20 protein-coding genes are annotated in these 22,396 nt (G+C 69.0%); 13 read left to right on the forward strand and 7 right to left on the reverse strand.

The features are described 5' to 3' along the window. Positions 1 to 6: 6 nt before the first annotated feature. From AJAP_RS24415 to AJAP_RS24430, 4 genes are all read left to right on the forward strand, one after another. The gene (locus AJAP_RS24415) at positions 7 to 933 is read left to right on the forward strand and encodes an ABC transporter ATP-binding protein (protein ID WP_038515499.1); all 927 of its coding nucleotides are present in this window, start codon (positions 7 to 9) and stop codon (positions 931 to 933) included. Continuing rightward, positions 930 to 1,730: an ABC transporter permease gene (locus AJAP_RS24420; RefSeq protein ID WP_038515501.1), complete on the forward strand. Its 801-nt coding sequence runs from the start codon at positions 930 to 932 to the stop codon at positions 1,728 to 1,730. The genes AJAP_RS24415 and AJAP_RS24420 overlap by 4 nt, the downstream gene beginning before the upstream one ends. A gap of 64 nt (positions 1,731 to 1,794) precedes the next feature. Continuing rightward, complete coding sequence (locus AJAP_RS24425) at positions 1,795 to 2,763, forward strand: COX15/CtaA family protein (protein WP_038515503.1); 969 nt, start codon at positions 1,795 to 1,797, stop codon at positions 2,761 to 2,763. Between the two features lie 103 nt (positions 2,764 to 2,866). After that, complete coding sequence (locus AJAP_RS24430) at positions 2,867 to 3,814, forward strand: acyl-CoA desaturase (RefSeq protein ID WP_038515504.1); 948 nt, start codon at positions 2,867 to 2,869, stop codon at positions 3,812 to 3,814. An 81-nt stretch (positions 3,815 to 3,895) separates the two neighbouring features. Here the strand turns inward: AJAP_RS24430 and AJAP_RS24435 are convergent, their stop codons facing one another. Then, a complete protein-coding gene (locus AJAP_RS24435) occupies positions 3,896 to 4,762 on the reverse strand; it encodes an ATP-grasp domain-containing protein (protein WP_038515506.1) in 867 nt (288 codons plus the stop codon). Beyond that, positions 4,759 to 5,067 carry a hypothetical protein gene (locus AJAP_RS24440; protein WP_037344035.1) on the reverse strand — a complete coding sequence of 103 codons (309 nt, stop codon included), beginning with the start codon at positions 5,065 to 5,067 and terminating at the stop codon, positions 4,759 to 4,761. The genes AJAP_RS24435 and AJAP_RS24440 overlap by 4 nt, the downstream gene beginning before the upstream one ends. Before the next feature lie 95 nt (positions 5,068 to 5,162). Here AJAP_RS24440 and AJAP_RS24445 point away from each other — a divergent pair, with 95 nt between their 5' ends. Further along, on the forward strand, positions 5,163 to 6,134 hold the full coding sequence (locus AJAP_RS24445) for a quinone oxidoreductase family protein (RefSeq protein ID WP_038515508.1): 972 nt from the start codon (positions 5,163 to 5,165) through the stop codon (positions 6,132 to 6,134). Continuing rightward, positions 6,131 to 6,658, forward strand: coding sequence for a GNAT family N-acetyltransferase (locus AJAP_RS24450; RefSeq protein WP_038515509.1), 528 nt, complete (start codon positions 6,131 to 6,133; stop codon positions 6,656 to 6,658). Before AJAP_RS24445 ends, AJAP_RS24450 begins: the two co-directional genes overlap by 4 nt. A gap of 62 nt (positions 6,659 to 6,720) precedes the next feature. Here the strand turns inward: AJAP_RS24450 and AJAP_RS24455 are convergent, their stop codons facing one another. The 5 genes from AJAP_RS24455 to AJAP_RS24475 form a co-directional block, all read right to left on the reverse strand. Next, a complete protein-coding gene (locus tag AJAP_RS24455; RefSeq protein ID WP_038515511.1) occupies positions 6,721 to 6,966 on the reverse strand; it encodes a cold-shock protein in 246 nt (81 codons plus the stop codon). Beyond that, positions 6,966 to 7,535, reverse strand: a complete 570-nt coding sequence (locus tag AJAP_RS24460; RefSeq protein WP_038515512.1) for an FKBP-type peptidyl-prolyl cis-trans isomerase — start codon at positions 7,533 to 7,535, stop codon at positions 6,966 to 6,968. The genes AJAP_RS24455 and AJAP_RS24460 overlap by 1 nt, the downstream gene beginning before the upstream one ends. 775 nt (positions 7,536 to 8,310) lie before the next feature. Next, entirely contained in the window at positions 8,311 to 10,566 is a 2,256-nt protein-coding gene (locus AJAP_RS24465) for a HelD family protein (RefSeq protein WP_038515514.1), read from the reverse strand. Between the two features lie 69 nt (positions 10,567 to 10,635). Then, on the reverse strand, positions 10,636 to 10,896 hold the full coding sequence (locus AJAP_RS24470; RefSeq protein ID WP_038515516.1) for a hypothetical protein: 261 nt from the start codon (positions 10,894 to 10,896) through the stop codon (positions 10,636 to 10,638). 238 nt (positions 10,897 to 11,134) lie between these two features. Then, positions 11,135 to 12,115 carry a heme o synthase gene (locus AJAP_RS24475; RefSeq protein WP_037344026.1) on the reverse strand — a complete coding sequence of 327 codons (981 nt, stop codon included), beginning with the start codon at positions 12,113 to 12,115 and terminating at the stop codon, positions 11,135 to 11,137. Between the two features lie 298 nt (positions 12,116 to 12,413). On the opposite strand from AJAP_RS24475, the gene tkt reads away from it, so the two are divergent. The 7 genes from tkt (at position 12,414) to AJAP_RS24510 (ending at position 22,390) form a co-directional block, all read left to right on the forward strand. After that, positions 12,414 to 14,516: a transketolase gene (gene tkt, locus AJAP_RS24480; RefSeq protein ID WP_038515518.1), complete on the forward strand. Its 2,103-nt coding sequence runs from the start codon at positions 12,414 to 12,416 to the stop codon at positions 14,514 to 14,516. 10 nt (positions 14,517 to 14,526) lie between these two features. Then, positions 14,527 to 15,639: a transaldolase gene (gene tal, locus AJAP_RS24485; protein ID WP_038515520.1), complete on the forward strand. Its 1,113-nt coding sequence runs from the start codon at positions 14,527 to 14,529 to the stop codon at positions 15,637 to 15,639. 8 nt (positions 15,640 to 15,647) lie between these two features. Then, complete coding sequence (locus AJAP_RS24490) at positions 15,648 to 17,285, forward strand: glucose-6-phosphate isomerase (protein WP_038515521.1); 1,638 nt, start codon at positions 15,648 to 15,650, stop codon at positions 17,283 to 17,285. Then, on the forward strand, positions 17,282 to 18,811 hold the full coding sequence (zwf, locus tag AJAP_RS24495; protein WP_038515523.1) for a glucose-6-phosphate dehydrogenase: 1,530 nt from the start codon (positions 17,282 to 17,284) through the stop codon (positions 18,809 to 18,811). The genes AJAP_RS24490 and zwf overlap by 4 nt, the downstream gene beginning before the upstream one ends. Beyond that, positions 18,808 to 19,812 carry a glucose-6-phosphate dehydrogenase assembly protein OpcA gene (opcA, locus tag AJAP_RS24500; protein WP_038515525.1) on the forward strand — a complete coding sequence of 335 codons (1,005 nt, stop codon included), beginning with the start codon at positions 18,808 to 18,810 and terminating at the stop codon, positions 19,810 to 19,812. The genes zwf and opcA overlap by 4 nt, the downstream gene beginning before the upstream one ends. Then, the gene (pgl, locus tag AJAP_RS24505; RefSeq protein ID WP_038515527.1) at positions 19,809 to 20,564 is read left to right on the forward strand and encodes a 6-phosphogluconolactonase; all 756 of its coding nucleotides are present in this window, start codon (positions 19,809 to 19,811) and stop codon (positions 20,562 to 20,564) included. The genes opcA and pgl overlap by 4 nt, the downstream gene beginning before the upstream one ends. Before the next feature lie 623 nt (positions 20,565 to 21,187). Next, positions 21,188 to 22,390, forward strand: a complete 1,203-nt coding sequence (locus AJAP_RS24510) for a sensor histidine kinase (protein ID WP_073847003.1) — start codon at positions 21,188 to 21,190, stop codon at positions 22,388 to 22,390. The last annotated feature ends 6 nt before the right edge of the window (positions 22,391 to 22,396 follow it).

Here is a 22,396-nt window from a genome sequence, read left to right on the forward strand (position 1 = left end):
CCTGTCGTGAACGCCCCCGCCGTCGAGATCACCGGGCTGGTGAAGCGCTACGGATCCACCACCGCCGTCGATGGACTCGACCTGCGGATGGAACGTGGCACCCTGCTCGCTCTGCTCGGCCCGAACGGGGCCGGCAAGACCACCACCGTCGAGATCTGCGAAGGCTTCCTGCGGCCTGACGACGGCGAGGTCCGGGTTCTTGGCCTGGATCCGTCGCGGGACGGTTCGGCGCTGCGGCCGCGGATCGGTGTGATGCCCCAGGGCGGCGGCGCGTATCCCGGCGTCCGCGCCGACGAGATGCTCGGCCTGGTCGCCGCGTGCGCGGCGAATCCGCTCGACCCGGCCTGGCTGCTGGACGTCCTCGGTCTTTCGGGCGCGAGGAAGACGCCGTTCAAACGGCTTTCCGGCGGGCAGCAGCAACGGCTCTCCCTCGCCTGTGCGCTCGTCGGACGGCCGGAACTGCTCTTCCTCGACGAGCCGACGGCGGGCATGGATCCGCAGGCCCGCCGCCTGGTCTGGGATCTGCTCGAAGCACTGCGCGCCGACGGGGTCAGCGTGCTGCTCACCACGCATCTGATGGAGGAGGCCGAAACGCTGGCCGACACCGTCGTGATCGTGGACCACGGCAAGGTCGTCGTCGAAGGTTCGCCGCAGTCGCTGACCGTCGAAGCCGGTGAGACGGCGCAGTTGCGGTTCAAGGCCCGCACGCGGCTCGACACCGCGCTGCTGACCGCGGCGCTGCCCGAGGGGCACCTCGTCCACGAATCGGCGCCGGGCACGTATCTCGTCGAGGGCGCGATCGATCCGCAGGTGGTGTCGACGGTGACGGCGTGGTGCGCGCAACAGGGGGTCATGCCGGAGGAACTGCAGGTCGGCAGGCGCACGCTGGAAGAGGTCTTCCTGGAGCTGACGGGACGGGAACTGCGCGCATGACGACGACGCCCACGCCACGGTTCGCCGCGGGCACCTTCACTCCCGCTCCCGGTCGCGGTTCGCTCGGCAAGATGCTCCGCACGCACGCGAAGGTCGAGGCGAGCCTGACGCTGCGCCACGGCGAGCAGATCCTGCTGACCCTGCTCATCCCGCTCGCGCTGCTGATCGGCCTGTCGCTGCTGGACATCCTGCCGTCGTCGCAACTCGGCGATTCGTCCAAAGTGGACTGGATCACGCCGAGGATCCTCGCGCTGGCGGTGATGTCGTCCGCGTTCACCGGGCAGGCCATCGCACTGGGGTTCGACCGTCGTTACGGCGTCCTCAAACGGCTTTCCGCGACCGCGCTGCCCCGCTGGCTGCTCGTCGCGGGCCGGGTGGCCGCCGCGCTCGTGGTGGTCGCGCTGCAGGCGGTGATCCTCGGTGTCGTCGCCGCGCTGCTGGGCTGGTCGCCGTCGCTCGGCGGGATCCTCGGCGCGATCCCGTTCCTGATCGTCGGCACGCTCGCGTTCGGCGCGCTGGGCCTGCTGCTCGGCGGGGCGCTGCGCGCGGAGGCCGTGCTGGCGCTGGCGAACATCGTCTGGTTCGTGCTGCTGCTCGCGGGCGGGATCCTGCTGGCGCCGTCGACGATGCCCTCCGGCGTCGCGTGGATCGTCGAGCTGCTGCCCTCGGGCGCGCTCGCCGAAGGGCTGCGGTCGGTACTGCTGGACGGTTCGTTCGGCTGGGGCCCGTTCGCGGTGCTCGTCGGCTGGGGCATCGTCGCGGGCGCGCTGGCGAGCAAGACGACCAAGCTCACCTGAGGCGGCCGACACAGCCGGTGCGGCCGGTGGAAGGCTCTCAGGAAGGGCGTTCTAGCATCGGACGGTGCCGTTCCAGAGCCTTGTAGCGCGTCTGCCGTATCCCTCGTTCGCGGTCCAGCGAGCGGTCGCGATAGCGGCGGTGATCGCCCAGGCCGGAATCGGCGTCACCGGATCGGTCGTCCGGGTGACAGGTTCGGGTCTCGGCTGCCCGACTTGGCCGCAGTGCGTCGAAGGCAGCATCGTGCCGGTCGCGCACCCCGAATTCGACGCGCTCACCCAGTGGATCGAATTCAGCAACCGGATGCTGACCGGGGTGGTCATCCTGGTCGCCGCGCTCTGCGTGATCACCGCGTGGCGCGTGCAGATCGAGCACCCGAGCCGCCGTCGTCTGGTGAAGCTGGCCTGGACGATGCCCGCCGGCGTGATGCTGCAGGCCGTCGTCGGCGGGATCACGGTGCTCGCCAAACTCGAATGGTGGACCGTCGCGCTCCACTTCCTCGCCTCCACTCCCCTGGTCTGGCTCGCGGTGCTGCTGCTGCGAGCGTTCAAGGAGGGTGACGAACCCGCCCGCTGGCTGATCCCGGAGGCGGGCCGCAAGACACTGATCGTGCTCGCCGCGGCCATGTGGGCCGTCCTCGTCGCGGGCACCGTGGTGACCGGCGCGGGCCCGCACGGCGGCGACCCCGGCACCCACCGCCTCCAGGCCCCGATCGAGACGCTCACCCAGATCCACGGTGGACTGCTGGTGGTCTACCTGATCGTGCTGGCCGTCTTCGGGCTCCAGCTGATGCGGGGCGAGACGCCGAAGCAGTTGTGGCAGCGGTACGCCATCGTGTGGATCGTCGCGGTCCTCCAGGGCGTCGTGGGCTCGGTGCAGTACGGCCTCGGTGTCCCGGAGGCGCTGGTCTCGTTCCACGTCCTCGGCTCCGCGCTGGTGATCATCTCGACGGCGGCGCTGTGGTGCAGCTCGCGCGACTGCGGCCCCGTGCCCTCGGCGAACGCGCCGGAACGCGAACTCGCCACCTCGAACTGAACCGGACGTAACCCCCAGGCGGCGTGCTCGCCAGACACTGCCCTTACGCTTCGCTAGGTGCCCCACTCGGGGGTCACCACCGAGTCGAGGCACGAGGTGTCGCATGACCGCCAGCACCGAGCCGGACGCACCGGCCAGTCCGTCCAAACCCCTGATCTCCCACCGCCGGGGTTCCGGCGAGATGCTGATACTCAAGACCTTCCTGCTGGTCCCGTTCGTCGCGCTGCTCGCCGCCGTGCCGATCGTGTGGGGCTGGGGCATGACCTGGGTCGACCTCGGGCTGGCGGCGGTGTTCTACACCCTCGGGACGCTCGGGGTGACCGTCGGCTACCACCGCTACTTCACCCACGGCGCCTTCAAGGCCAGGCGCCCGCTGCGGGTCGCGCTCGCCATCGCCGGGAGTTTCGCGGTGCAGGGTTCGGTGATCTTCTGGGTGGCCAGCCACCGTCGCCACCACGCCTTCGCCGACCGTGAAGGCGACCCGCACTCCCCCTGGCTGTTCGGCACGTCACCTGGGGCGCTGCTGCGCGGCTTCTGGCACGCGCACATGGGCTGGATGTTCAGCCGCGAGGTGACCAACTACGACCGGTTCGCGCCGGACCTGGTGGCGGACAAGGATCTCCGGGTGGTGAACCGCTACTTCTGGCTGTGGATCACGCTGAGTCTCGCGCTGCCCGCGGTGCTCGGCGGGCTGATCAGCTGGTCGTGGTGGGGCGTGGTGACCGGGTTCTTCTGGGCCGGGCTGGTCCGGATCGCGTTCCTGCACCACGTCACCTGGTCGGTGAACTCGATCTGCCACCTGGTCGGCGAGCGCCCGTTCGCCAGCCGGGACAAGGCGGCGAACTTCTGGCCGCTGGCGATCCTGTCCATGGGCGAGTCGTGGCACAACTCCCACCACGCCGACCCGACCTGCGCGCGGCACGGTGTCCTGCGTGGACAGGTCGACGTGTCGGCGCGGGTGATCTGGCTGTTCGAGAAGTTCGGCTGGGCACGGGACGTGCGGTGGCCGAAGCCCGAACGCCTGGCCGCGAAACTCGTCAAACCCGCCTGACCCCCGATCGCGTTTCGTCCTCTGAATGCGGTAGTTGCACACGCAAGGATCGCATTCAGAGGACGAAACGCGGGGAGTACGTCAGGCGAGTTGCTGCCGGACGGCGGAGGCGAAACGCCAGGCCGCGGCGGGCTCGGTCTGCCGGAATCCGAGTGAGGGTTCGACGAGCTCCAGTTCCAGCAGGAGCGGCCTGCCGTCCGGCCCGGCGACGAGGTCCACGCGGGCGTAGAGCAGCTCCGCGCGCAGGATGCCCAGCAGCGCCGCCGTCGCGTCCAGAGCGTCTTCGGCCAGCGCGCGGAATCCCGCGGCCGGCTGCACCGGCGCGAGTTTCTCCGTCACGTACAGCCCGGATTCGTCGAGTTCCCGGCCCAGCATCGCGGCCTTCGAGAACGCGTGCGAGTACACGCCGCCGAAGTACACCAACGCGATCTCGCCGTCACTGTCCACACTGGACTGGTATGGCTGGAGCAGCACGGTGTTCCCGTCCGCCTGCAACCCGGACAGGTGCGCGGCGGCCGCGTCGCCCGCGGTGAACCGGCCGGCACCGCGTGAACCGGCGCCGATGGCGGGCTTCAGCACGAACTCGCCCTTGGGCCAGCTCGGGGCCTTGTCGTCCGGCGCGATCAGGGTCGTCGGCACGACCGCGACCCCGGCGTCGCCGAGTTCGGCCAGATAGGACTTGTCGGTGTTCCACCGCACGACCTCGGCCGAATTGGACAACGACGGCACGGATTCGGTCCAGGACAGGAACTCGTCGTGGCGCTCGGCGTAGTCCCAGGTGGCACGCAGCACGACGATGTCCGCGGCGCCGAAGTCGACGGTCGTGTCGTCCCAGGCGGCCCAGCGGGTCTTGAAGCCGAGGTCGGCCAGCGCCTCGGGGACGGCGTGCTCGTCGCCATCGCCTTCCGGCAGCGTGGAGCAGGCGACGAAGATCGCGGACCCGCTCACTTCCCCGCCATCCGGCGGCGGTGCTCGGCGCCGATCTTGGTGGCCTTCACGGTCTCGCTGTCCCATTCGGCGGGTTCGAGGTCTTCGACGGCCTCGACCAGCGCCTCGCCTGCCTCCACGGAGGCGACGACGACGTCGCCGAGCGCGCCGTCGGCACCCACGAGCACGACCCGCGCGCCGATCCGGCCGATGTTCTCCACCACCGCGCGCGACGGCTTCCCGTGCCGCTTCACGAAGTCGCGGGCGGCCGCGACCTGGCGCGACGTGGGGGCGGCGGTCTCGGTCTTCTCTTCGGTCTCAGCCACGCGCCGAGCTTAACCGCGAAAGGCCCGGGACGCGGAATAACCGTGGCGTCGGCCATAGTTGTGCCGGTCGGAACGACCTTGAACGAGGAGGATGTATGCCCGCGGCAGTGCAGATCCGGCGAACCGGTGGCCCCGAAGTCCTTGAACTGTCCGAAGTCGAGGTCGGCGAACCCGGTTCCGGTGAACTGCTCGTGGACGTCGCGGCGGCGGGCGTCAACTACATCGACACCTATCACCGCGAGGGCATCTACCCGGTCGACACCCCGTTCGTCCTGGGCATGGAGGGTGCGGGCACGGTGGCCGCGGTCGGCGCGGACGTGACCGGTTTCGCCGTCGGCGACCGGGTCGCCTGGCAGGGTTCACTGGGCAGCTACGCCCAGCGCCGTCTGCTCCCCGCCACCATCGCGGTGAAGATCCCGGAAGGCGTTTCCGAGGAGACCGCCGCCGCCACGATGCTCCAGGGCATCACCGCGCACGCGCTGATCGCCTCGACCTACGAGGTCAAGGCCGGTGACGACGTGCTGATCCACGCCGCGGCGGGTGGGATGGGCCTGCTGCTGGTCCAGCTGGCCAAGGCCCGCGGTGCCCGGGTCATCGGCACCGTCTCCACCGACGAGAAGGCCGAACTCGCCAAGCAGGCGGGCGCGGACGACGTCATCCGCTACGACCAGGTCGACTTCGCCGAGGCCACCCGCGATTTGACCGGCGGCAAGGGTGTCGACGTGGTCTACGACGGCGTCGGCAAGTCCACTGTGGACGGCAGCCTGGCGAGCCTGAAGATCCGCGGCCTGCTCGCCCTCTACGGTGCGGCCAGCGGCCCGGTGCCGCCGATCGACCCGCAGTTGCTCAACCGCAGCGGCTCGGTGTACCTCACCCGCCCGACCTCCGCGCACTACGTGCTCACGCGCGAGGAACTGGAGTGGCGGGTGAACGAACTGTTCGCCGCCGTGCAGGACGGCTCGCTGAACATCCGGATCGGCGGCCGCTACCCGCTGGCCGACGCCCGTCAGGCGCACGAAGACCTCCAGGGCCGCCGCACCACCGGCAAGCTCCTGCTGATCCCGTGACGACGCTCTGGCCGGAGGAAGTCCGGCTCACCGGCGAGGGGCTCGTCCTGCGGGAGTGGGTCGAAGACGACGTCGCGTTCATGCCCGGGTTGTTCGACAACCCGGCCGTCGCGCGGTTCACGCCGCTGCCTTCGCCGTTCGACGAGGTGGCGGCGAAGGCGCACTACGCGAAGTCCGTCGCTCGCCGCGCCGAGGGCAACGGGGTGCGGCTGGCCATCACGGCCGACGGCGGTGAGCCGCTCGGCGAGGTGGTGCTGTTCCTGAAGGAGGATGCGGCCGAACTCGGGTACGCCGTCGGCCCCGCCCACCGCGGGCAGGACCTGGCGGCGCGGTCGCTGCGGGTGCTCACCACGCACGCGCTGGACCTCGGGCTCGGACCGCTCCAGTTGAAGATCGACGCCGAGAACGCCGCCAGCGCGGCCGTCGCCCGCCGCGTCGGCTACGCCCTGACCGACGCCCCTCCCGAGCCCAAGGTCGAGAAGGGACTGGAGATCAGCCTGCTCACCTGGGAGTACGCCGGCTGATCAGAAGTACATGATGGCCCCCTTCCTGTACCTAGGCGCAAGGAAGGGGGCCTTCATGTACTTCAGCGGGCTGACCGCACCCAGAGCCCTCGCAGCCGGAACTCGTCCTGCTCCGCGTGCTCGACGGTCAGCTCGACCTCGTCGCCCACATCGAGCTTCCGGAACTCGCCGGGGCCGAAGCCCTCCAGCATCGAATAGTGGACCCAGATCGGGTCGGCGAAATCGGCCGACTCGACCACTCCCCAGCCGTCGTCCACCAGCCAGGAACGAACCCGGCCCCGGTGGACTCGGCCGTCGGAAGTCCCCATCAGCCCTTGTCGGTCGGGACGCTCACCGCGTCGGTCACGAAGACCAGCGTCTCGTTCGGCGCTATGCCACGATCACCCTGGCCGTAGCCAAGGTCCGGTGGGATGATCAGCAGCCGTCGCGCGCCCTGCTTGATACCTTGCAAGCCCTGATCCCAGCCCTGGATGACCTTGCCTGCGCCGAGTGGTAGCTCGAACGGTTCACCGCGGTCGAAGGAACTATCCAGTTTCTGTTTGTTGGACCAGGTGACCAGCGAGTAATTCATCTTCAACCGCTGGCCCGACTTAGCGCCCTCGCCGGTACCAGGTTCCAGGTCCTTGGTGATGAGCTTCTTCGGCGGGTCGCAGTCGTCCGGGATGGTGATGGTCGGCGCCTCGCCGAACTTCCCAGTGGTCTTCACGTCCTCGGCCGTGCATTCCTTGCCCTTCGAGGCGGCCGGAGCCGACGACGCCGCCGACGCGGGTGCCGCGCCGGAGGTCTGGGCCGAACCTGCGGTGTTCTGTTTCTCGCCACAGGCCGCCAGGGCGAGGACGCCCGCGCCGATGACCACGATCTTGCCGAATGTGCGCATGCGGCCGACCTTAGCCAAGACCCTCCAGCGCGGGAACAAGGTCACCGGTCTGCACTACACCCATCCGACGGGTCGCCCTGGTCAGGGCCACATAACGATCACTCAGAACACGCGGATCCGAAACGAAGAGTGACCAGCCCGCCCGACTCGGACTCCGGACTGATGACGGACGTTGGGGCCAGCTTGTGCTTTACCGCAACGGATTTGCTGCCACAGTAAAGCACAAGCCAGATTTCACCTCACACAAACATGCTCACCGGCATCAACCAAGGGTTTTATAGATATCAGTCACGCAAATTGACTCAATCAGGGCATGTAGACAACATCGACAATCTTGACAAGGTACGGAATCGGGCACCATGCGCCAGACTGAGTCCCGTCAGCGCGAACAGTCGGACCGTAAACCGTTGATCCTCCATGGCAGGTCAACTTCACCCGCTGATAGCCAGACCCATGACAAACAGAGAAACCACCAGCATCGTTGTCATACTTGCCCACCTGACACGGCGCCAACAGCGAGTTCGCCGTAGCAACAGTCGGCGAAACCGTAGCGAAACCGGCAGCGATCAGCGCCGCCCCAACTGCAGCAAAAACTTTATTTCGCATAGCCAACCTTCCCCATAATTTGACATCGGCGCTGAGGCGAGTTGCAACCCCATTGCGCTCAGATGTGAAAGTCCCCAGGTCAACCGCTGATACATAGAACATGATTCACTACGTAAAGGCGCGTAAGTAATCCACCAAAAGGTGGTGATCTAGGTCACCATCGACTTGCTTAGTCCATTAGGCGCAGCGCGGGAACAAGGTCACCGGTCTGCACTACGCCCATCCGACGGGTCGCCCTGGTCAGGGCCACATAAAGATCGTTGAGCCCGCGCGGCGACTCGGCGACGACCTCGTCCGGGGCGACCAGCAGGACCGAATCGAACTCCAGCCCCTTCGCCCGCTCGACCGGCATCACCGACACCCGGTCCCCCGACTCGCCGAGCGTCTCCGACAGGGCCGGGACCAAGGACGACGGGCACAGCACCGCGACCGTCCCACCGTCCACAGCGGACAGTTCGGCGTCGACGAGACCGGGCAGTTCCGCGGTGAGCTCCGCCGGGGCCACCGCACGCAACCACGGCTCGAAACCCGTCTCCCGCACCGAAACCGGCGCCTCCAGCTCCGGGTTGACGTCGGCGAGCACCCGCGACGCGACGGCCATGATCTCCGCCGGGGTCCGGTAGTTCACGGTCAGTTCTTCGAGCCGCCAGCGGTCGGCGACGTACGGCGAAAGCACCTCTCCCCACGACTTCGCCCCACCCGCCGCGCCGGTCTGGGCGACGTCGCCGACCAGCGTCATCGACCGGTTCGGCGACCGGCGCATCAGCAGCCGCCAGTCCATCGCGGTCAGTTCCTGCGCCTCGTCGACGATCACGTGCCCGAAGGTCCAGGTCCGGTCCTGGGCGGCCCGCTGTGCCGCGGTCATCTCGCTGCGGCGCTGCTGACGTTCGGCGAACAGTTCGGCGTCGAGGACGTCGCCCACCCGCAGCAGTTCCTCGTCGACGATCTCCTCGTCCTGTTCGAGGATGTCGAGCACGCCTTCCGCGTAGGCGCGGTCCTCCCGCTCGCGGCGGGCGGCCTCGGCGCGGGCGTCGGTGTCGTCCTCGCCGAGCAGTTCGGCGAGTTCGTCGAGCAACGGGACGTCCGACGGGCTCCACTTCGCGTCCGTCGGGCTGTAGAGATGCTCACGATCGGTGTCCGACAAGGCTTTCCCCGCCGCGCTGCGTAGCCGTTCGCGGTCGGCGAACAGCTCGTCGAGCACGATCTCCGGGGTGAGTTTGGGCCACAGCCCGTTGATCGCGGCGGCCACGTTCTTGTCCGCGGCGACCTCGGCCCGGATGTCCTGGACGTCGCGCGCGTCGAGCAGGTCCTCCCCCAGTTTCCGGGCGGCCTGCCGGGTCAGCGCGTCGAGGAGGTCCGAGACGAAGATCCTCCGGGCGAGGTTGTGCGGACGGCGCGACCGCCGCGCCCGTGTCCGCGCCTCGGTGCAGGTCTTGCGGTCGAGCATGAGGATCTCGCGTTCGAACTCGATCTCCAGCACCGGCTCCGGCACCCGCTGACGATCCCGGACCGCGTTGGCGAGCACGTCGGCCATCACCGGGCGCCCCTTGATCTCGGCCGCTTCGCGCGTGACCGGCCCGGCGGCGTCCAGCCCCGGGTACAGCTGCCCGATCGTGGCCAGCAGCACCCCGGTCTCGCCCAGCGACGGCAGGACCTGCCCGATGTAGCGGAGGAACGTGCTGTTCGGCCCGACCACGAGCACGCCGCGCGTGGTGAGCTGCTGGCGATGCGTGTAGAGCAGGTACGCGGCGCGATGCAGCGCGACGGCGGTCTTGCCGGTGCCCGGCCCGCCCTGGACCACGAGGACGCCGTTCGGCGACGCGCGGATGATGCGGTCCTGCTCGGCCTGGATGGTGGCGACGATGTCGCTCATCTCGCCGGTGCGGCGGCGCTCCAGCGCGGCCAGCAGAGCCGCCTCGCCCGCGAGCCCGAGGTCCTGGCCCTGGTCGGCGGCGGAGAGGTCGAGGATCTCGTCGTCGACGCCGACGACCTTCCGGCTCAGCGACCGGATGTGGCGACGCCGCCGGACGCCTTCGGGCGAGGCCGCGGTGGCGAGGTAGAACGGCCGCGCGACCGGCGCGCGCCAGTCGACCAGCAGCGGGCGGTAGTCGTCGTCCTCGTCGAACAGCCCGAGCCGCCCGATGTAGGTGGTCTCCTCCGCGTGGTCCGGCAGGAAGTCGAGGCGGCCGAAGCACAGGCCCTGCTCGACGGAGCTCAGCTGGGACAGCCTGTCGGTGTAGAGCGTCGTGGCGACGTCGCGTTCGGTGCGCGCCTGCGGGGTGCCGCCGGTCAGGCGCAGCGTCTCGTCGAGCCTGCGCTGCGCGTCGACGCGTTCGGTGTCGAGCTTGCGGTAGAGGGTGGTGACGTACTGCTGCTCGAGCGCGACGTCCTGCTCGAGCGCGTCGAGTTCCCGGTCCGGGGACACGGACAAAGCAGCCTGCTTTCGAGAGGTGGGACAGGGGCCGAACGAAGTACAACGGCGCCCTCCATCATCTCATTCCCGCACGCTCACCCGGGCCAGGAGGAAGGCCGACAGGGACAGGACGGTCGCCACACCCGCCCACACGACGTTCTCGTGGAGCAGGACGGCGAACGTGGCCGCGATCCCCGCGATGGACTGCGCGACGAACGTCACGAAAGCGGCCGTGAGCGGGATCGCGGGCACGAGCCACAAGACGATCGTCAAAACGCGCGCCAGCAGGTGGGAGGCCGGCCCGGGTTCGAACGTCCTGAAGGCCCCCTTCAGGACGTTCATCGTCTCAAAGGAGGCCTTCAGGACAAGCGGGCCGCACGTCCTCGGTGGTCGAGAGGAGCTTGGTGTCCCCAATGTGGCATTTGGGACGCTCAGCGACTCAAATGGGACATTGGGAACCCCTCGGCACCCCACCCGCGCCTGCCCGCACCCACCGGCGCCCGAAACCCACCCCAGACACGCGTGAAGGCCTCCTTCCCGCGGCTCAGCCGAGGGAAGGAGGCCTTCACGCGCTACAAGATCAGAAAGGCAGCCCGATGGCGGGCAACCCGATCGCCGAGTCCACCGCCAACGCGACGAACACGATCATCAGGTACGTGTTCGACCGGTGGAACAGCGACATCGGCTTGGTCTCCTCGCCGCGCCGCACCGCCGCGTTCAGGCTGTGCGCGTAGAAGAGGAACCAGCCGCCCGCCAGGATGGCGAACGTCGTGTAGATCCAGCTCGTCACCGGGACCAGCAGCAGCGTCCACGCGACCATCACCCACGAGTAGATGACGATCTGCCGCGCCACGTGCTGCGGGGTGGCGACCACCGGCAGCATCGGCACGCCGGCGCGCTCGTAGTCGTCGCGGTACTTCATGCCCAGCGCCCAGGTGTGCGGCGGGGTCCAGAAGAAGATGACACCGAACATCACGAACGCGGGCCACTCGACGGTGCCGGTGACGGCGGCCCAGCCGATGACGACCGGCATGCAGCCCGCCGCGCCGCCCCAGACCACGTTCTGTGACGTACGCCGCTTCAACACCAGCGTGTAGACGAAGATGTAGAAGAGGATCGTCACGATCGCGAGGATCGCCGAGAGCAGGTTCACCGTGAAATAGAGCACGACGAACGACAGGACGCCGAGCACGAGACCGAAGATCAGCGCGCCGCGCCGGGGAACGGATTCCTTCACCAGCGGCCGGCGCTTCGTGCGGTTCATCACCTTGTCGATGTCCGCGTCGATGACGCAGTTCAAGGCGTTGGCACTGCCGGCGGCCATGGTGCCGCCCACGAGCGTCGCGAGAACCAGCCACGGGGACGGGATTTCCCGGCCAGCCAGGAACATCGCGGGAATCGTGGTGACGAGGAGGAGCTCGATCACCCTGGGCTTCGCGAGGGCGGCGTACGCGCCGACGACCTGGCGGATTGTTCGCCGGCCACCGTGCGGTCGTTCACCGGTCGGATGTACGGCGCTGGTGCTGTCACTGCGTCCGTGCGCAGCGTTCACCAACGACATTTCACTCCCTGCGTCAGTTTTCGGGGCGGGGTCCACCAGGCTTCCGGGTGATGTGGCGGCCCCGGATCCCGTGTTCTGAACCCTTCCCCGATGTTAGACGTGCTGTTTCCAGAGGGTGATCGCGGGTCCTCGACCGGCCGAACCATTAGGCTGGCCGCGGTAGCTCGCGGCGTGCCCCTGCGAACGGCCCGGAGCAGGAATATCGTCCCTTCCGGATCGATTGAGATTAGTAGCGGTACACGTGGGTTATCCACGAGGGAAGAGAAGCCACAACCTGATGACGGGGAGTTCGAGTTCAGTGTCCGAAACCGCCTCTACCAGCGAGAAGAACCCACTCCTCCGGCGCAACGTGCCCGCCGACTGGACCGAGAACGACACGCGGGCCGTCGACACCGTGCGGGTGCTCGCCGCGGACGCGGTCGAGAACTGCGGCAGCGGTCACCCCGGTACCGCGATGAGCCTGGCGCCGCTCGCGTACACGCTCTTCCAGCGGACGCTGCGTCATGACCCGGCGGACCCCGAGTGGCCCGCCCGTGACCGCTTCATCCTCTCCGCCGGTCACTCGAGCCTCACCCTCTACATCCAGCTGTACCTCGCCGGGTTCGGCCTGGAGCTGGAAGACCTGAAGCAGCTGCGCAAGTGGGACTCGAAGACCCCGGGCCACCCGGAGTACCGCCACACCAAGGGCGTCGAGACCACCACCGGCCCGCTCGGCCAGGGCCTGGCCAACGCGGTCGGCATGGCGATGGCGGCCCGCCGCGAGCGCGGCCTGCTGGACCCGGACGCCCCGCAGGGCGAGAGCATCTTCGACCACTACGTCTACGTGATCGCCTCCGACGGTGACATCGAAGAGGGCGTCACCGCCGAGGCCTCGTCGATCGCCGGCCGCCAGGAGCTGGGCAACCTGATCGTCTTCTGGGACGACAACGAGATCTCGATCGAGGACGACACCAAGATCGCCCTCTCCGAGGACGTCGTGAAGCGCTACGAGGCCTACGGGTGGCACACCCAGGTCGTCGAGGGTGGCGAGGACGTCGTCGCGATCGAAGAGGCCATCAAGGCCGCGAAGGCCGAGACCGAGCGCCCGTCGTTCATCGCGCTGAAGACCGTCATCGGGTACCCGGCGCCGAAGAAGATGGGCACCGGCAAGGCCCACGGCGCCGCGCTCGGCGCCGAAGAGGTCGCCGCGGTCAAGGAGATCCTCGGCTTCGACCCGGAGCGGACCTTCCAGGTCGACGACGAGGTCATCGCGCACACCCGCCAGGCCGTCGACCGCGGCAAGACCGCCCGCGCCGAATGGCAGGAGAAGTTCGAGGCGTGGGGCGCCGCCAACCCGGAGCGCAAGAAGATCGCGGACCGGATGTCCACCCGCTCACTGCCCGAGGGCTTCGCGGACAACCTGCCGACGTGGGAGCCGGACGCCAAGGGCATCGCGACCCGCAAGGCCTCCGGTGAGGTGCTCAACGCGCTCGCCGAGCCGCTTCCCGAGCTGTGGGGCGGTTCCGCGGACCTCGCGGAGAGCAACAACACCACCATGAAGGGGGCCGACTCGTTCGGCCCGGAGAAGGCTTCCACCGACATGTGGAAGACCAGCCCGTACGGCCGGACGCTGCACTTCGGCATCCGCGAGCACGCGATGGGCTCGATCCTCAACGGCATCGCGCTGCACGGCGGCACCCGCCCCTACGGCGCGACGTTCCTGATCTTCTCCGACTACATGCGCCCGCCCGTCCGGCTGGCCGCGCTGATGAAGGCGCCGGTCACCTACGTGTGGACGCACGACTCGATCGGCCTGGGCGAGGACGGCCCCACCCACCAGCCGATCGAGCAGCTCTCCTCGCTGCGCGCGATCCCCGGCCTCAACGTCGTCCGCCCGGCGGACGCCAACGAGACCGCGTACGCGTGGAAGGCCGTCCTGGAGGACGTCCACCACCCGTCGGGTCTCGCGCTCACCCGGCAGAACGTGCCGGTGCTGGAGGGCACCAGCGCCGAAGGCGTCAAGCGGGGCGGTTACGTCCTCGCCGAGGCGTCCAACGGCAGCCCCGAGGTCGTGCTGATCGCGACCGGCTCCGAGGTCCAGCTGGCCGTCGAGGCCCGCAAGACCCTCGAAGCCGACGGCATCCCGGCGAGCGTCGTCTCGATGCCGTGTGTCGAGTGGTTCGACGCGCAGGACCAGTCCTACAAGGACTCGGTCATCCCGCCGTCGGTCAAGGCACGCGTCTCCGTCGAAGCCGGTATCGCCCAGTCGTGGCACCGCTTCACCGGTGACGCCGGGGTGAACGTTTCGATCGAGCACTTCGGTGCGTCGGCCGACGCCGCCACACTGTTCCGTGAGTTCGGTTTCACCGCGGAGGCAGTCGTCGAGGCCGCCCGTCGCTCGATCGCCAACACCAAGAACTGAAGGGGAAAGCATGAGCAACGACAAGCTCGCGCAGCTGTCCGAGGCCGGGGTGTCGATCTGGCTCGACGACCTGTCCCGTGAGCGCCTGAACACCGGCAACCTCGCCGACCTGATCCGCGACAAGCACGTCGTGGGCGTGACGACCAACCCGACGATCTTCGCCAACGCGATGTCGAAGGGCGAGGCGTACGACGAGCAGACCAAGGAGCTCGCCGCCCGCGGCGCCGACGTCGAGGCCACCATCCGTGAGCTGACCACCACCGACGTGCGCAACGCCGCGGACCTGTTCCGCGACGTCTACACCGCCACGAACGGGGTCGACGGCCGGGTGTCCATCGAGGTGGACCCGCGGCTGGCCAAGGACTCCGACAAGACGGTGGCCGAGGCGCAGGACCTGTGGAAGACCGTGGACCGGCCGAACGTGCTGATCAAGATCCCGGCCACCGAAGAGGGTCTCCCGGCGATCACCAAGACCCTTGCCGAGGGCATCAGCGTCAACGTCACGCTGATCTTCTCGGTCGAGCGGTACCGGGCGGTCATCGAGGCCTACTTCGCCGGACTGGAGCAGGCGAAGGCCAACGGCCACGACCTCAAGGGCATCCACTCGGTCGCGTCGTTCTTCGTGTCCCGTGTGGACACCGAGATCGACAAGCGCCTCGACGCGATCGGTACCGACGCGGCCACCGCCCTGCGCGGCGAGGCCGCCATCGCCAACGCGCGGCTCGCGTACGCGGCGTTCGAGGAGCTGTTCGCTTCGGACCGCTGGAAGGCGCTCGCCGAGGCCGGCGCGAACCCGCAGCGTCCGCTGTGGGCCTCCACCGGCGTGAAGGACCCGCAGTACTCCGACACCCGCTACGTGGACCAGCTCGTCGTCAAGGACACGGTCAACACGATGCCGGAGAAGACCCTCGACGCCGCGGGCGACCACGCCGAGATCACCGGCGACACGGTGACCGGCAAGGGCCCGGACGCGCAGGTCGTCTTCGACAAGCTGCGTGTGGTCGGCATCGACATCGACGACGTGTTCAAGGTCCTCGAGGACGAGGGCGTGGAGAAGTTCGAGAAGTCGTGGACCGAGCTTCTCGAGACCGTCACCGGGCAGCTGGCAAAGGCGAAGGACTGATCTGGACCATGGCAGGGGAAACGACCGGCGTCGAAATCGTCGACGCCGCCCTGGCCAGCGAAGCCGCTCCGTTCGCGGAGCGGCTCGTCGCCGACCAGGTCGCATCGAAACTGGCGTCCCAGGACGCCACACTGTGGGGTCCCGAAGCCGAGTCCGAAGCGTCGATCCGTCTCTCGTGGACGACGCTGCACAAGTCCTCGCGGCCGTTGATCGGCGAGATCGAGGCACTGCGGACCGACCTGCGTTCCGAGGGCGTCGACCGCGTCGTCCTCGCGGGCATGGGCGGTTCGTCGCTGGCCCCCGAGGTCATCACCGCGACCGACGGCGTCCCGCTGACGGTCCTCGACACCACCGACCCGGGTCAGGTCGCCGACGCGCTCGCCGGTGACCTGGAGCGGACGGTCATCGTCGTGTCGTCGAAATCCGGCGGCACCGTCGAGACCGACAGCCACCGGCGGATCTTCGCGAAGGCCTTCGCCGACGCGGGCATCGACGCGGCCCGGCGGATCGTGGTCGTCACCGACCCCGGTTCGCCGTTCGCGGAACTGTCCGAAAAGGAGGGTTACCGCAAGGTCTTCCTCGCCGACCCGAACGTCGGCGGCCGCTACTCGGCGCTGACCGCGTTCGGGCTCGTCCCGGCCGGGCTCGCCGGCGCGGACGTCGCCCGCCTGCTCGACCAGGCCGCTTCGGTGGCCGACGAGCTGGCCGCCGACTCCGTCGACAACCCCGCGGTCAAGCTCGCGGCGGCGTGGGGTGCGGCGCACGAAAAGAAGGGTGCCGAGAAGCTCGTCATCGCCACAGTGCCATCTAAAGAGGGGGGCTCCGTACTCAAGGGCTTCGCCGACTGGGCGGAGCAGCTGATCGCCGAGTCCACCGGCAAGCAGGGCACCGGTCTCCTGCCGGTCGCCGTCGAGGGCCCGGACTCCCCCGGTTTCGCCGACGCCAAGGGCGACGCCACCCCGGTGGCCGTCGGCCAGGCGGAAGGCGCGGCGAAGATCTCCGTGACCGGCTCGCTCGGCGCGCAGTTCCTGCTGTGGGAGTTCGCCACCGCGCTCGCCGGACGGCTGCTCGGGATCAACCCGTTCGACCAGCCCGACGTCGAGGCCGCCAAGAAGGCCGCGCGTTCGCTGCTCGACAACCCGGACAAGCTCAAGGGCGGCGACGAGCCGTCCACTGTGGACGGCGCGGTCGAGGTGTTCGGCTCGGAAGGAGTCGTCACGGACGGGAAGCTCGCGGACATCCTGCGGGCTTTCTTCGATTCCGCGCCGGAAACCGGCTACATCGCGGTGCAGGCGTACCTCGACCGGCTCGACGACGCGTCGACGGCCGTCCTGCGCGGCGAGATCGCCAAGCGGACCGGCCGCCAGACCACCTTCGGGTGGGGGCCGCGGTTCCTGCACTCGACCGGGCAGTACCACAAGGGCGGGCACCAGAACGGTGTCTTCCTGCAGATCACCGGCGCCGTCGAGGACGATCTCGACGTCCCGGACCGGCCGTACACCCTCGGCGTCCTGCAGCACGCGCAGGCGCTGGGTGACGGCCAGGTGCTCGCCGAGCACGGTCGTCCGGTGCTGCGCCTGCACCTCACCGACCGGGCCGCCGGCCTGGCCGAACTGGTCCGCGCGGTACAGGAGGCCGGCGAGTGACACGAGCCTGGAACAACCCGCTGCGCGACCCGCGCGACAAGCGGCTGCCGCGGATCGCCGGACCGTCCAGCCTGGTCATCTTCGGCGTGACCGGTGACCTCGCCCGCAAGAAGCTGATGCCGGCGATCTACGACCTCGCCCACCGCGGGCTGCTGCCCGCCGGCTTCTCGCTGGTCGGATTCGCCCGCCGGGACTGGGAGCACCAGGACTTCGGCGAGCTCGTGCACGACTCGGTCAAGGAGCACGCGCGGACGCCGTTCAAGGAGTCGGTGTGGAACCGGCTCGCCGAAGGCATCCGGTTCGTCCAGGGCACCTTCGACGACGACGACGCCTTCGACCGGCTCGCGCAGACGGTCAAGGACCTCGACGCCGAGCGTGGCACCGGTGGCAACACCGCGTTCTACCTGTCGATCCCGCCGAGCGCGTTCCCGGTGGTGACCAAGCAGCTCGCCCGCTCCGGCCTCGCCGACGCGAGCGAGGACACTTGGCGCCGCGTCGTCATCGAGAAGCCGTTCGGCCGCGATCTCAAGAGCGCCAAGGAGCTCAACGAGATCGTGAACGACGTCTTCCCCGAGGAGTCGGTGTTCCGTATCGACCACTACCTCGGCAAGGAGACGGTGCAGAACCTGCTGGCGCTGCGTTTCGCGAACCAGCTGTTCGAGCCGATCTGGAACGCCAACTACGTCGACCACGTGCAGATCACCATGGCCGAGGACATCGGCCTCGGCGGCCGCGCGGGGTACTACGACGGCATCGGCGCCGCGCGCGACGTCATCCAGAACCACCTGTTGCAGCTCCTCGCGCTGACCGCGATGGAGGAGCCGGTCTCGTTCGCTCCCCGCGCCCTCCGCGCGGAGAAGGTCAAGGTGCTTTCGGCGACGAAGCCCCTCGGTCCGCTCGACGAGACCACCGCGCGCGGGCAGTACGCGGGCGGCTGGCAGGGCGGCATGAAGGTGCCGGGTCTGCTGCAGGAAGGCGGTTTCGCGAAGGACTCGACCACCGAGACCTACGCCGCGGTGACGCTGGAGGTGCAGAACCGCCGCTGGGCGGGCGTGCCGTTCTACCTGCGCACCGGCAAACGGCTGGGCCGCCGGGTCACCGAGATCGCCGTGGTGTTCAAGCGGGCGCCGCATCTGCCGTTCGACTCGACCTCGACCGAGGAGCTGGGCCAGAACGCCCTGGTGATCCGGGTGCAGCCCGACGAGGGCATCACGCTGCGGTTCGGGTCGAAGGTGCCGGGGACCACGATGGAGGTCCGCGACGTCACGATGGACTTCGGTTACGGGCACGCCTTCACCGAGTCGTCCCCGGAGGCCTACGAGCGGCTCATCCTGGACGTGCTGCTCGGCGAACCGTCGCTGTTCCCGGTGAACGAAGAGGTCGAGCTGTCCTGGGAGATCCTGGACCCGATCCTCGACCATTGGGCCAAGAAGGGCGCGCCCGAGGCGTACCCGCCCGGTTCGTGGGGACCGCCGTCCGCCGATGAGATGCTGGAACGTACCGGCCGGAACTGGAGGCGTCCGTGATCATCGACCTGCCGTCGACCACGACGTCGCAGCTGAACAAGAAACTCGTCGAGATCCGTGAACAGGGCGGGCAGGTCGCGCTCGGCCGCGTGCTGACGCTGGTCATAGTGGCCGACGACGACGACCGGCTCGAAGAGGCGATCGAAGCCGCCAACGAGGCCAGCCGCGAACACCCCTCGCGGGTGATCGTGGTGGCCAAGGGCGCGCGGACCGCCGCGCCGCGGATCGACGGCCAGATCCGGGTCGGCGGCGACGCCGGCGCGAGCGAGGTCATCGTCCTGCGGCTCTACGGTCCGCTGGCCTCGCAGGGGCAGAGCGCGGTCGTGCCGCTGCTGCTGCCGGACGCGCCGATCGTCACCTGGTGGCCCGGCACCGGTCCGAAGGCCCCGGCCAAGGACCCGCTCGGTGAGCTGGCGCAGCGCCGGATCACCGACTCGGCGGCGGAAAAGGCGCCCATAAGGGCACTCACCACGCGGGCGAAGTCCTATGTGGAGGGTGACACCGACCTGGCGTGGACCCGGCTGACCCGGTGGCGCGCGCAGCTGGTGTCCGCTTTGGACCTTCCGCCGTACGAGAAGGTCACCGGCGCGACGGTGACCGGCGAGGCCGACTCGCCGTCGACCGAACTGCTCGCCGGCTGGCTGGCCGAGTACCTCAAGGTGCCGGTGAAGCGGGTCAAGAGCAGCGGCGCGGCGGGCATCATCTCGGTGACACTGGACCGGCGTTCCGGCCCGGTGGAACTGCACCGGCCGGACGGACGGGTCGGCACGCTGACCCAGCCGGGCCAGCCGACGCGCCGGATCGCCCTGCAGCGGCGGGACAACAAGGACTGCCTGATCGAGGAGCTGCGGCGGCTCGACCCGGACGAGGTCTACGAGGCTTCGCTGAACGGGCTCGGCAAGATCTCGACGGGCACCGCGGCCAAGGCCGCTCCGGCGAAGAAGGCGGCTCCGGCGGCGAAGAAGGCTCCGGCCGCCAAGACCGCGAAGAGTGCCTCATGAGCAAGACCGAGGTCGTCGTCTACGAGAACCCGGATCTCCTGGCCGCCGCCGCGGCGGCCAGGCTGGTCACCAGGATCGTGGACGTCCAGGCCGCCAAGGGCTCCGCTTCGGTGGTGCTCACCGGCGGCGGCACCGGGATCGCGATCCTGCGGGAACTGCGTGACTCCAGTGCCCGCGACGCCATCGACTGGTCGCGGCTGGACGTCTACTGGGGAGACGAGCGCTTCGTCCCGGCGGATTCGGACGACCGCAACGAGAAGCAGGCCCGTGAGGCGCTGCTCGACCACGTGCCGCTCGACCCGAAGCGGGTGCACGCCATGGCACCTTCGGACGGCGAGTTCGGCGATGACGTGGATGCCGCCGCCGCGGCCTACGCGGAGATCCTGGCGGCCAACGACGCGGCGTTCGACATCATGCTGCTGGGGCTCGGCGGGGAGGGGCACACCGCCTCGATCTTCCCGGACAGCCCGGCGGTGCACGAGAAGGAACGCTCGGTCGTCGCGGTGCGCGACTGCCCGAAGCCGCCGCCGACCCGGATCTCGCTGACCCTGCCCGCGATCCGTCGCGCGCAGGACATCTGGCTGGTCACCGGCGGCGACGCCAAGGCGGACGCCGTCGCGCAGGCGCTGGCCGGTGCGGGCGAGGTCGAGATCCCGGTCGCCGGGGCACGCGGCTCGCGCCGCACGCTCTGGCTGCTGGACCGAGGCTCCGCCTCGAAACTCACGAAGGTCTATCAGCCGCCTACGGGCTGACGTTTCGCGCGTGAAGGCCCCCTTCCCTCGGCTGAACCGAGGGAAGGGGGCCTTCACGCGCATCCGGCCAACGTGACCCAAGGCGCAACTCGCGTGATCAGAGACGTAACTCGCGTGTCTGGAGGCGCCACACGCGAGTTACGTCTCCAGACACGCGAGTTACGTCTTGGATCACGCGAGTCACGGGCCTGATCACGACCCATCAGGCGGCCGCGGCGGTGACACTCTCATGGCGGAAGTCCGTGAAGGCCTCCTTCCCTACCCTGAAGGTAGTGAAGGAGGCCTTCACGGAACTCGCGCGGCAGGGTCACCGCGCGAGCACGAAACGTGACATAGATCAACTTCCCCGGACTTCGGCATCAGGGAGGACTTGTTCGCGCGTCGAAATGATCAGCGGACCACCGAGCCCGGGTGGTCCGGTGTGGATTCGACCGACCGAACGTTCATGCACTTGTCCGCAGAACGGACAGTGACCGCCCAGTCGCTAGCCCGACTGGGGGAAACTTACCGCCCTTGTACATCCACCCGTTAGCATCCGCACATTTGTTCGTTCCTGCGCGTCCCGATCGGGCGAAGAACACGTCTCACCATCCAAGTCCACAAGACGAGTGAGGTCGCCAGCGATGAGCACAGAGGGTCTCTCGATGCCAGGTATCTCGGTGGGCGGCTCCGGAGCGGACGCCGCCGACCGGATGCGCCGTGCCGCCGGGGTCATGTCGTTCGCCAAGATCAAACGTCCGGCGCTGGTCGCGCTGGGCATCGACACGCTCGCGATCTTCCTGGCCGCGCTCGACGTCTGGCTGGTGATCCCCGAGAAGGCCCAGCCGTACTCGATCTACCTGTCCGGCGCCGCGTGCCTCGGTCTCGCCTTCCGGCGCAAGCTGCCGTTCCTCGCGGTGATCGTCACCGTCCCCGGCTTCCTGGCGGGGTGGTCGCAGCTGGCCGCGATGATCGCACTCGGCTTCCTCGCCACCCGCAAACAGATGCACTGGCAGACGTGGACCGGGTTCGCGCTCGTCTTCACCTGCCGGTTCGTACAGTGGCCGCTGGCCGACTTCGTCGAGCTCAGCTGGCGCGAACACGTCCTGGACGGCATCTACGGTGTCATCGTCGCCGGGATGCCGGTGGCCATCGGCCTGCTCATCGGAGCGCGGACCGAGATCTCGCAGAAGCTCTCCGAACTCGCCGCCAGCCGCGACCGTGAACGCCGCTTCCACGCCGACGCCGTCCGCGCGGAGGAGCGCGCCCGCCTCGCGCGGGAGATGCACGACGTCGTCTCGCACCAGATCACGCTGATCGCGATGCAGGCCGGCGCGCTGCAGGCGCAGACCACCGACGCCCGGTCGCTCGAAACCGCGCAGGTCATCCGGAAGCTGAGCACCAAGACCCTCGAAGAGCTGCGCTCACTCGTGAGCGTGCTCCGCTCGGGCTCCGAGGACGACGGGCCCCGGCCGGGCATCAACGAACTCGACCGGCTGATCCGCGGTTCGGACGTCCCGGTGCACCTCACCGTGGAGCGGATCCCCGACCTGCTGCCCAGCCAGGTTTCGGCGGCGGCCTATCGGACCGTGCAGGAATGCCTGACCAACGTGCACAAGCACGCACCGGGCGCCACCGCGACCATCCGGATCCAGGGCGAGCACGGTTCGCTCAAGGTCGAAATACGCAACGAGCGCGCTCGGACTCCCGGTGCGGCCCTGCCCTCGGGAGGGCACGGGCTGACCGGGCTGGCCGAACGCGCTCGACTGCTGGGTGGGAGTTTCGAAACCGCCGATACCGAGGACGGCGGGTTCCGGGTGCGTGCCCGGTACCCGCTCGACCGGTGAGCGGCT

Source organism: Amycolatopsis japonica, from assembly GCF_000732925.1.
GTDB lineage: Bacteria > Actinomycetota > Actinomycetes > Mycobacteriales > Pseudonocardiaceae > Amycolatopsis > Amycolatopsis japonica.

What these genes read in the sequence shown, in the direction of transcription:
- AJAP_RS24470 (WP_038515516.1), bottom strand. Translation starts at nt 10,896, where the DNA reads ATGAACGTCCTGAAGGGGGCCTTCAGGACGTTCGAACCCGGGCCGGCC.
- AJAP_RS24490 (WP_038515521.1), top strand. Translation starts at nt 15,648, where the DNA reads ATGGCAGGGGAAACGACCGGCGTCGAAATCGTCGACGCCGCCCTGGCC.
- AJAP_RS24455 (WP_038515511.1), bottom strand. Translation starts at nt 6,966, where the DNA reads ATGGGGACTTCCGACGGCCGAGTCCACCGGGGCCGGGTTCGTTCCTGG.
- AJAP_RS24430 (WP_038515504.1), top strand. Translation starts at nt 2,867, where the DNA reads ATGACCGCCAGCACCGAGCCGGACGCACCGGCCAGTCCGTCCAAACCC.
- AJAP_RS24445 (WP_038515508.1), top strand. Translation starts at nt 5,163, where the DNA reads ATGCCCGCGGCAGTGCAGATCCGGCGAACCGGTGGCCCCGAAGTCCTT.
- tal (WP_038515520.1), top strand. Translation starts at nt 14,527, where the DNA reads ATGAGCAACGACAAGCTCGCGCAGCTGTCCGAGGCCGGGGTGTCGATC.
- AJAP_RS24510 (WP_073847003.1), top strand. Translation starts at nt 21,188, where the DNA reads ATGAGCACAGAGGGTCTCTCGATGCCAGGTATCTCGGTGGGCGGCTCC.
- pgl (WP_038515527.1), top strand. Translation starts at nt 19,809, where the DNA reads ATGAGCAAGACCGAGGTCGTCGTCTACGAGAACCCGGATCTCCTGGCC.
- AJAP_RS24460 (WP_038515512.1), bottom strand. Translation starts at nt 7,535, where the DNA reads ATGCGCACATTCGGCAAGATCGTGGTCATCGGCGCGGGCGTCCTCGCC.
- AJAP_RS24420 (WP_038515501.1), top strand. Translation starts at nt 930, where the DNA reads ATGACGACGACGCCCACGCCACGGTTCGCCGCGGGCACCTTCACTCCC.
- AJAP_RS24475 (WP_037344026.1), bottom strand. Translation starts at nt 12,115, where the DNA reads ATGTCGTTGGTGAACGCTGCGCACGGACGCAGTGACAGCACCAGCGCC.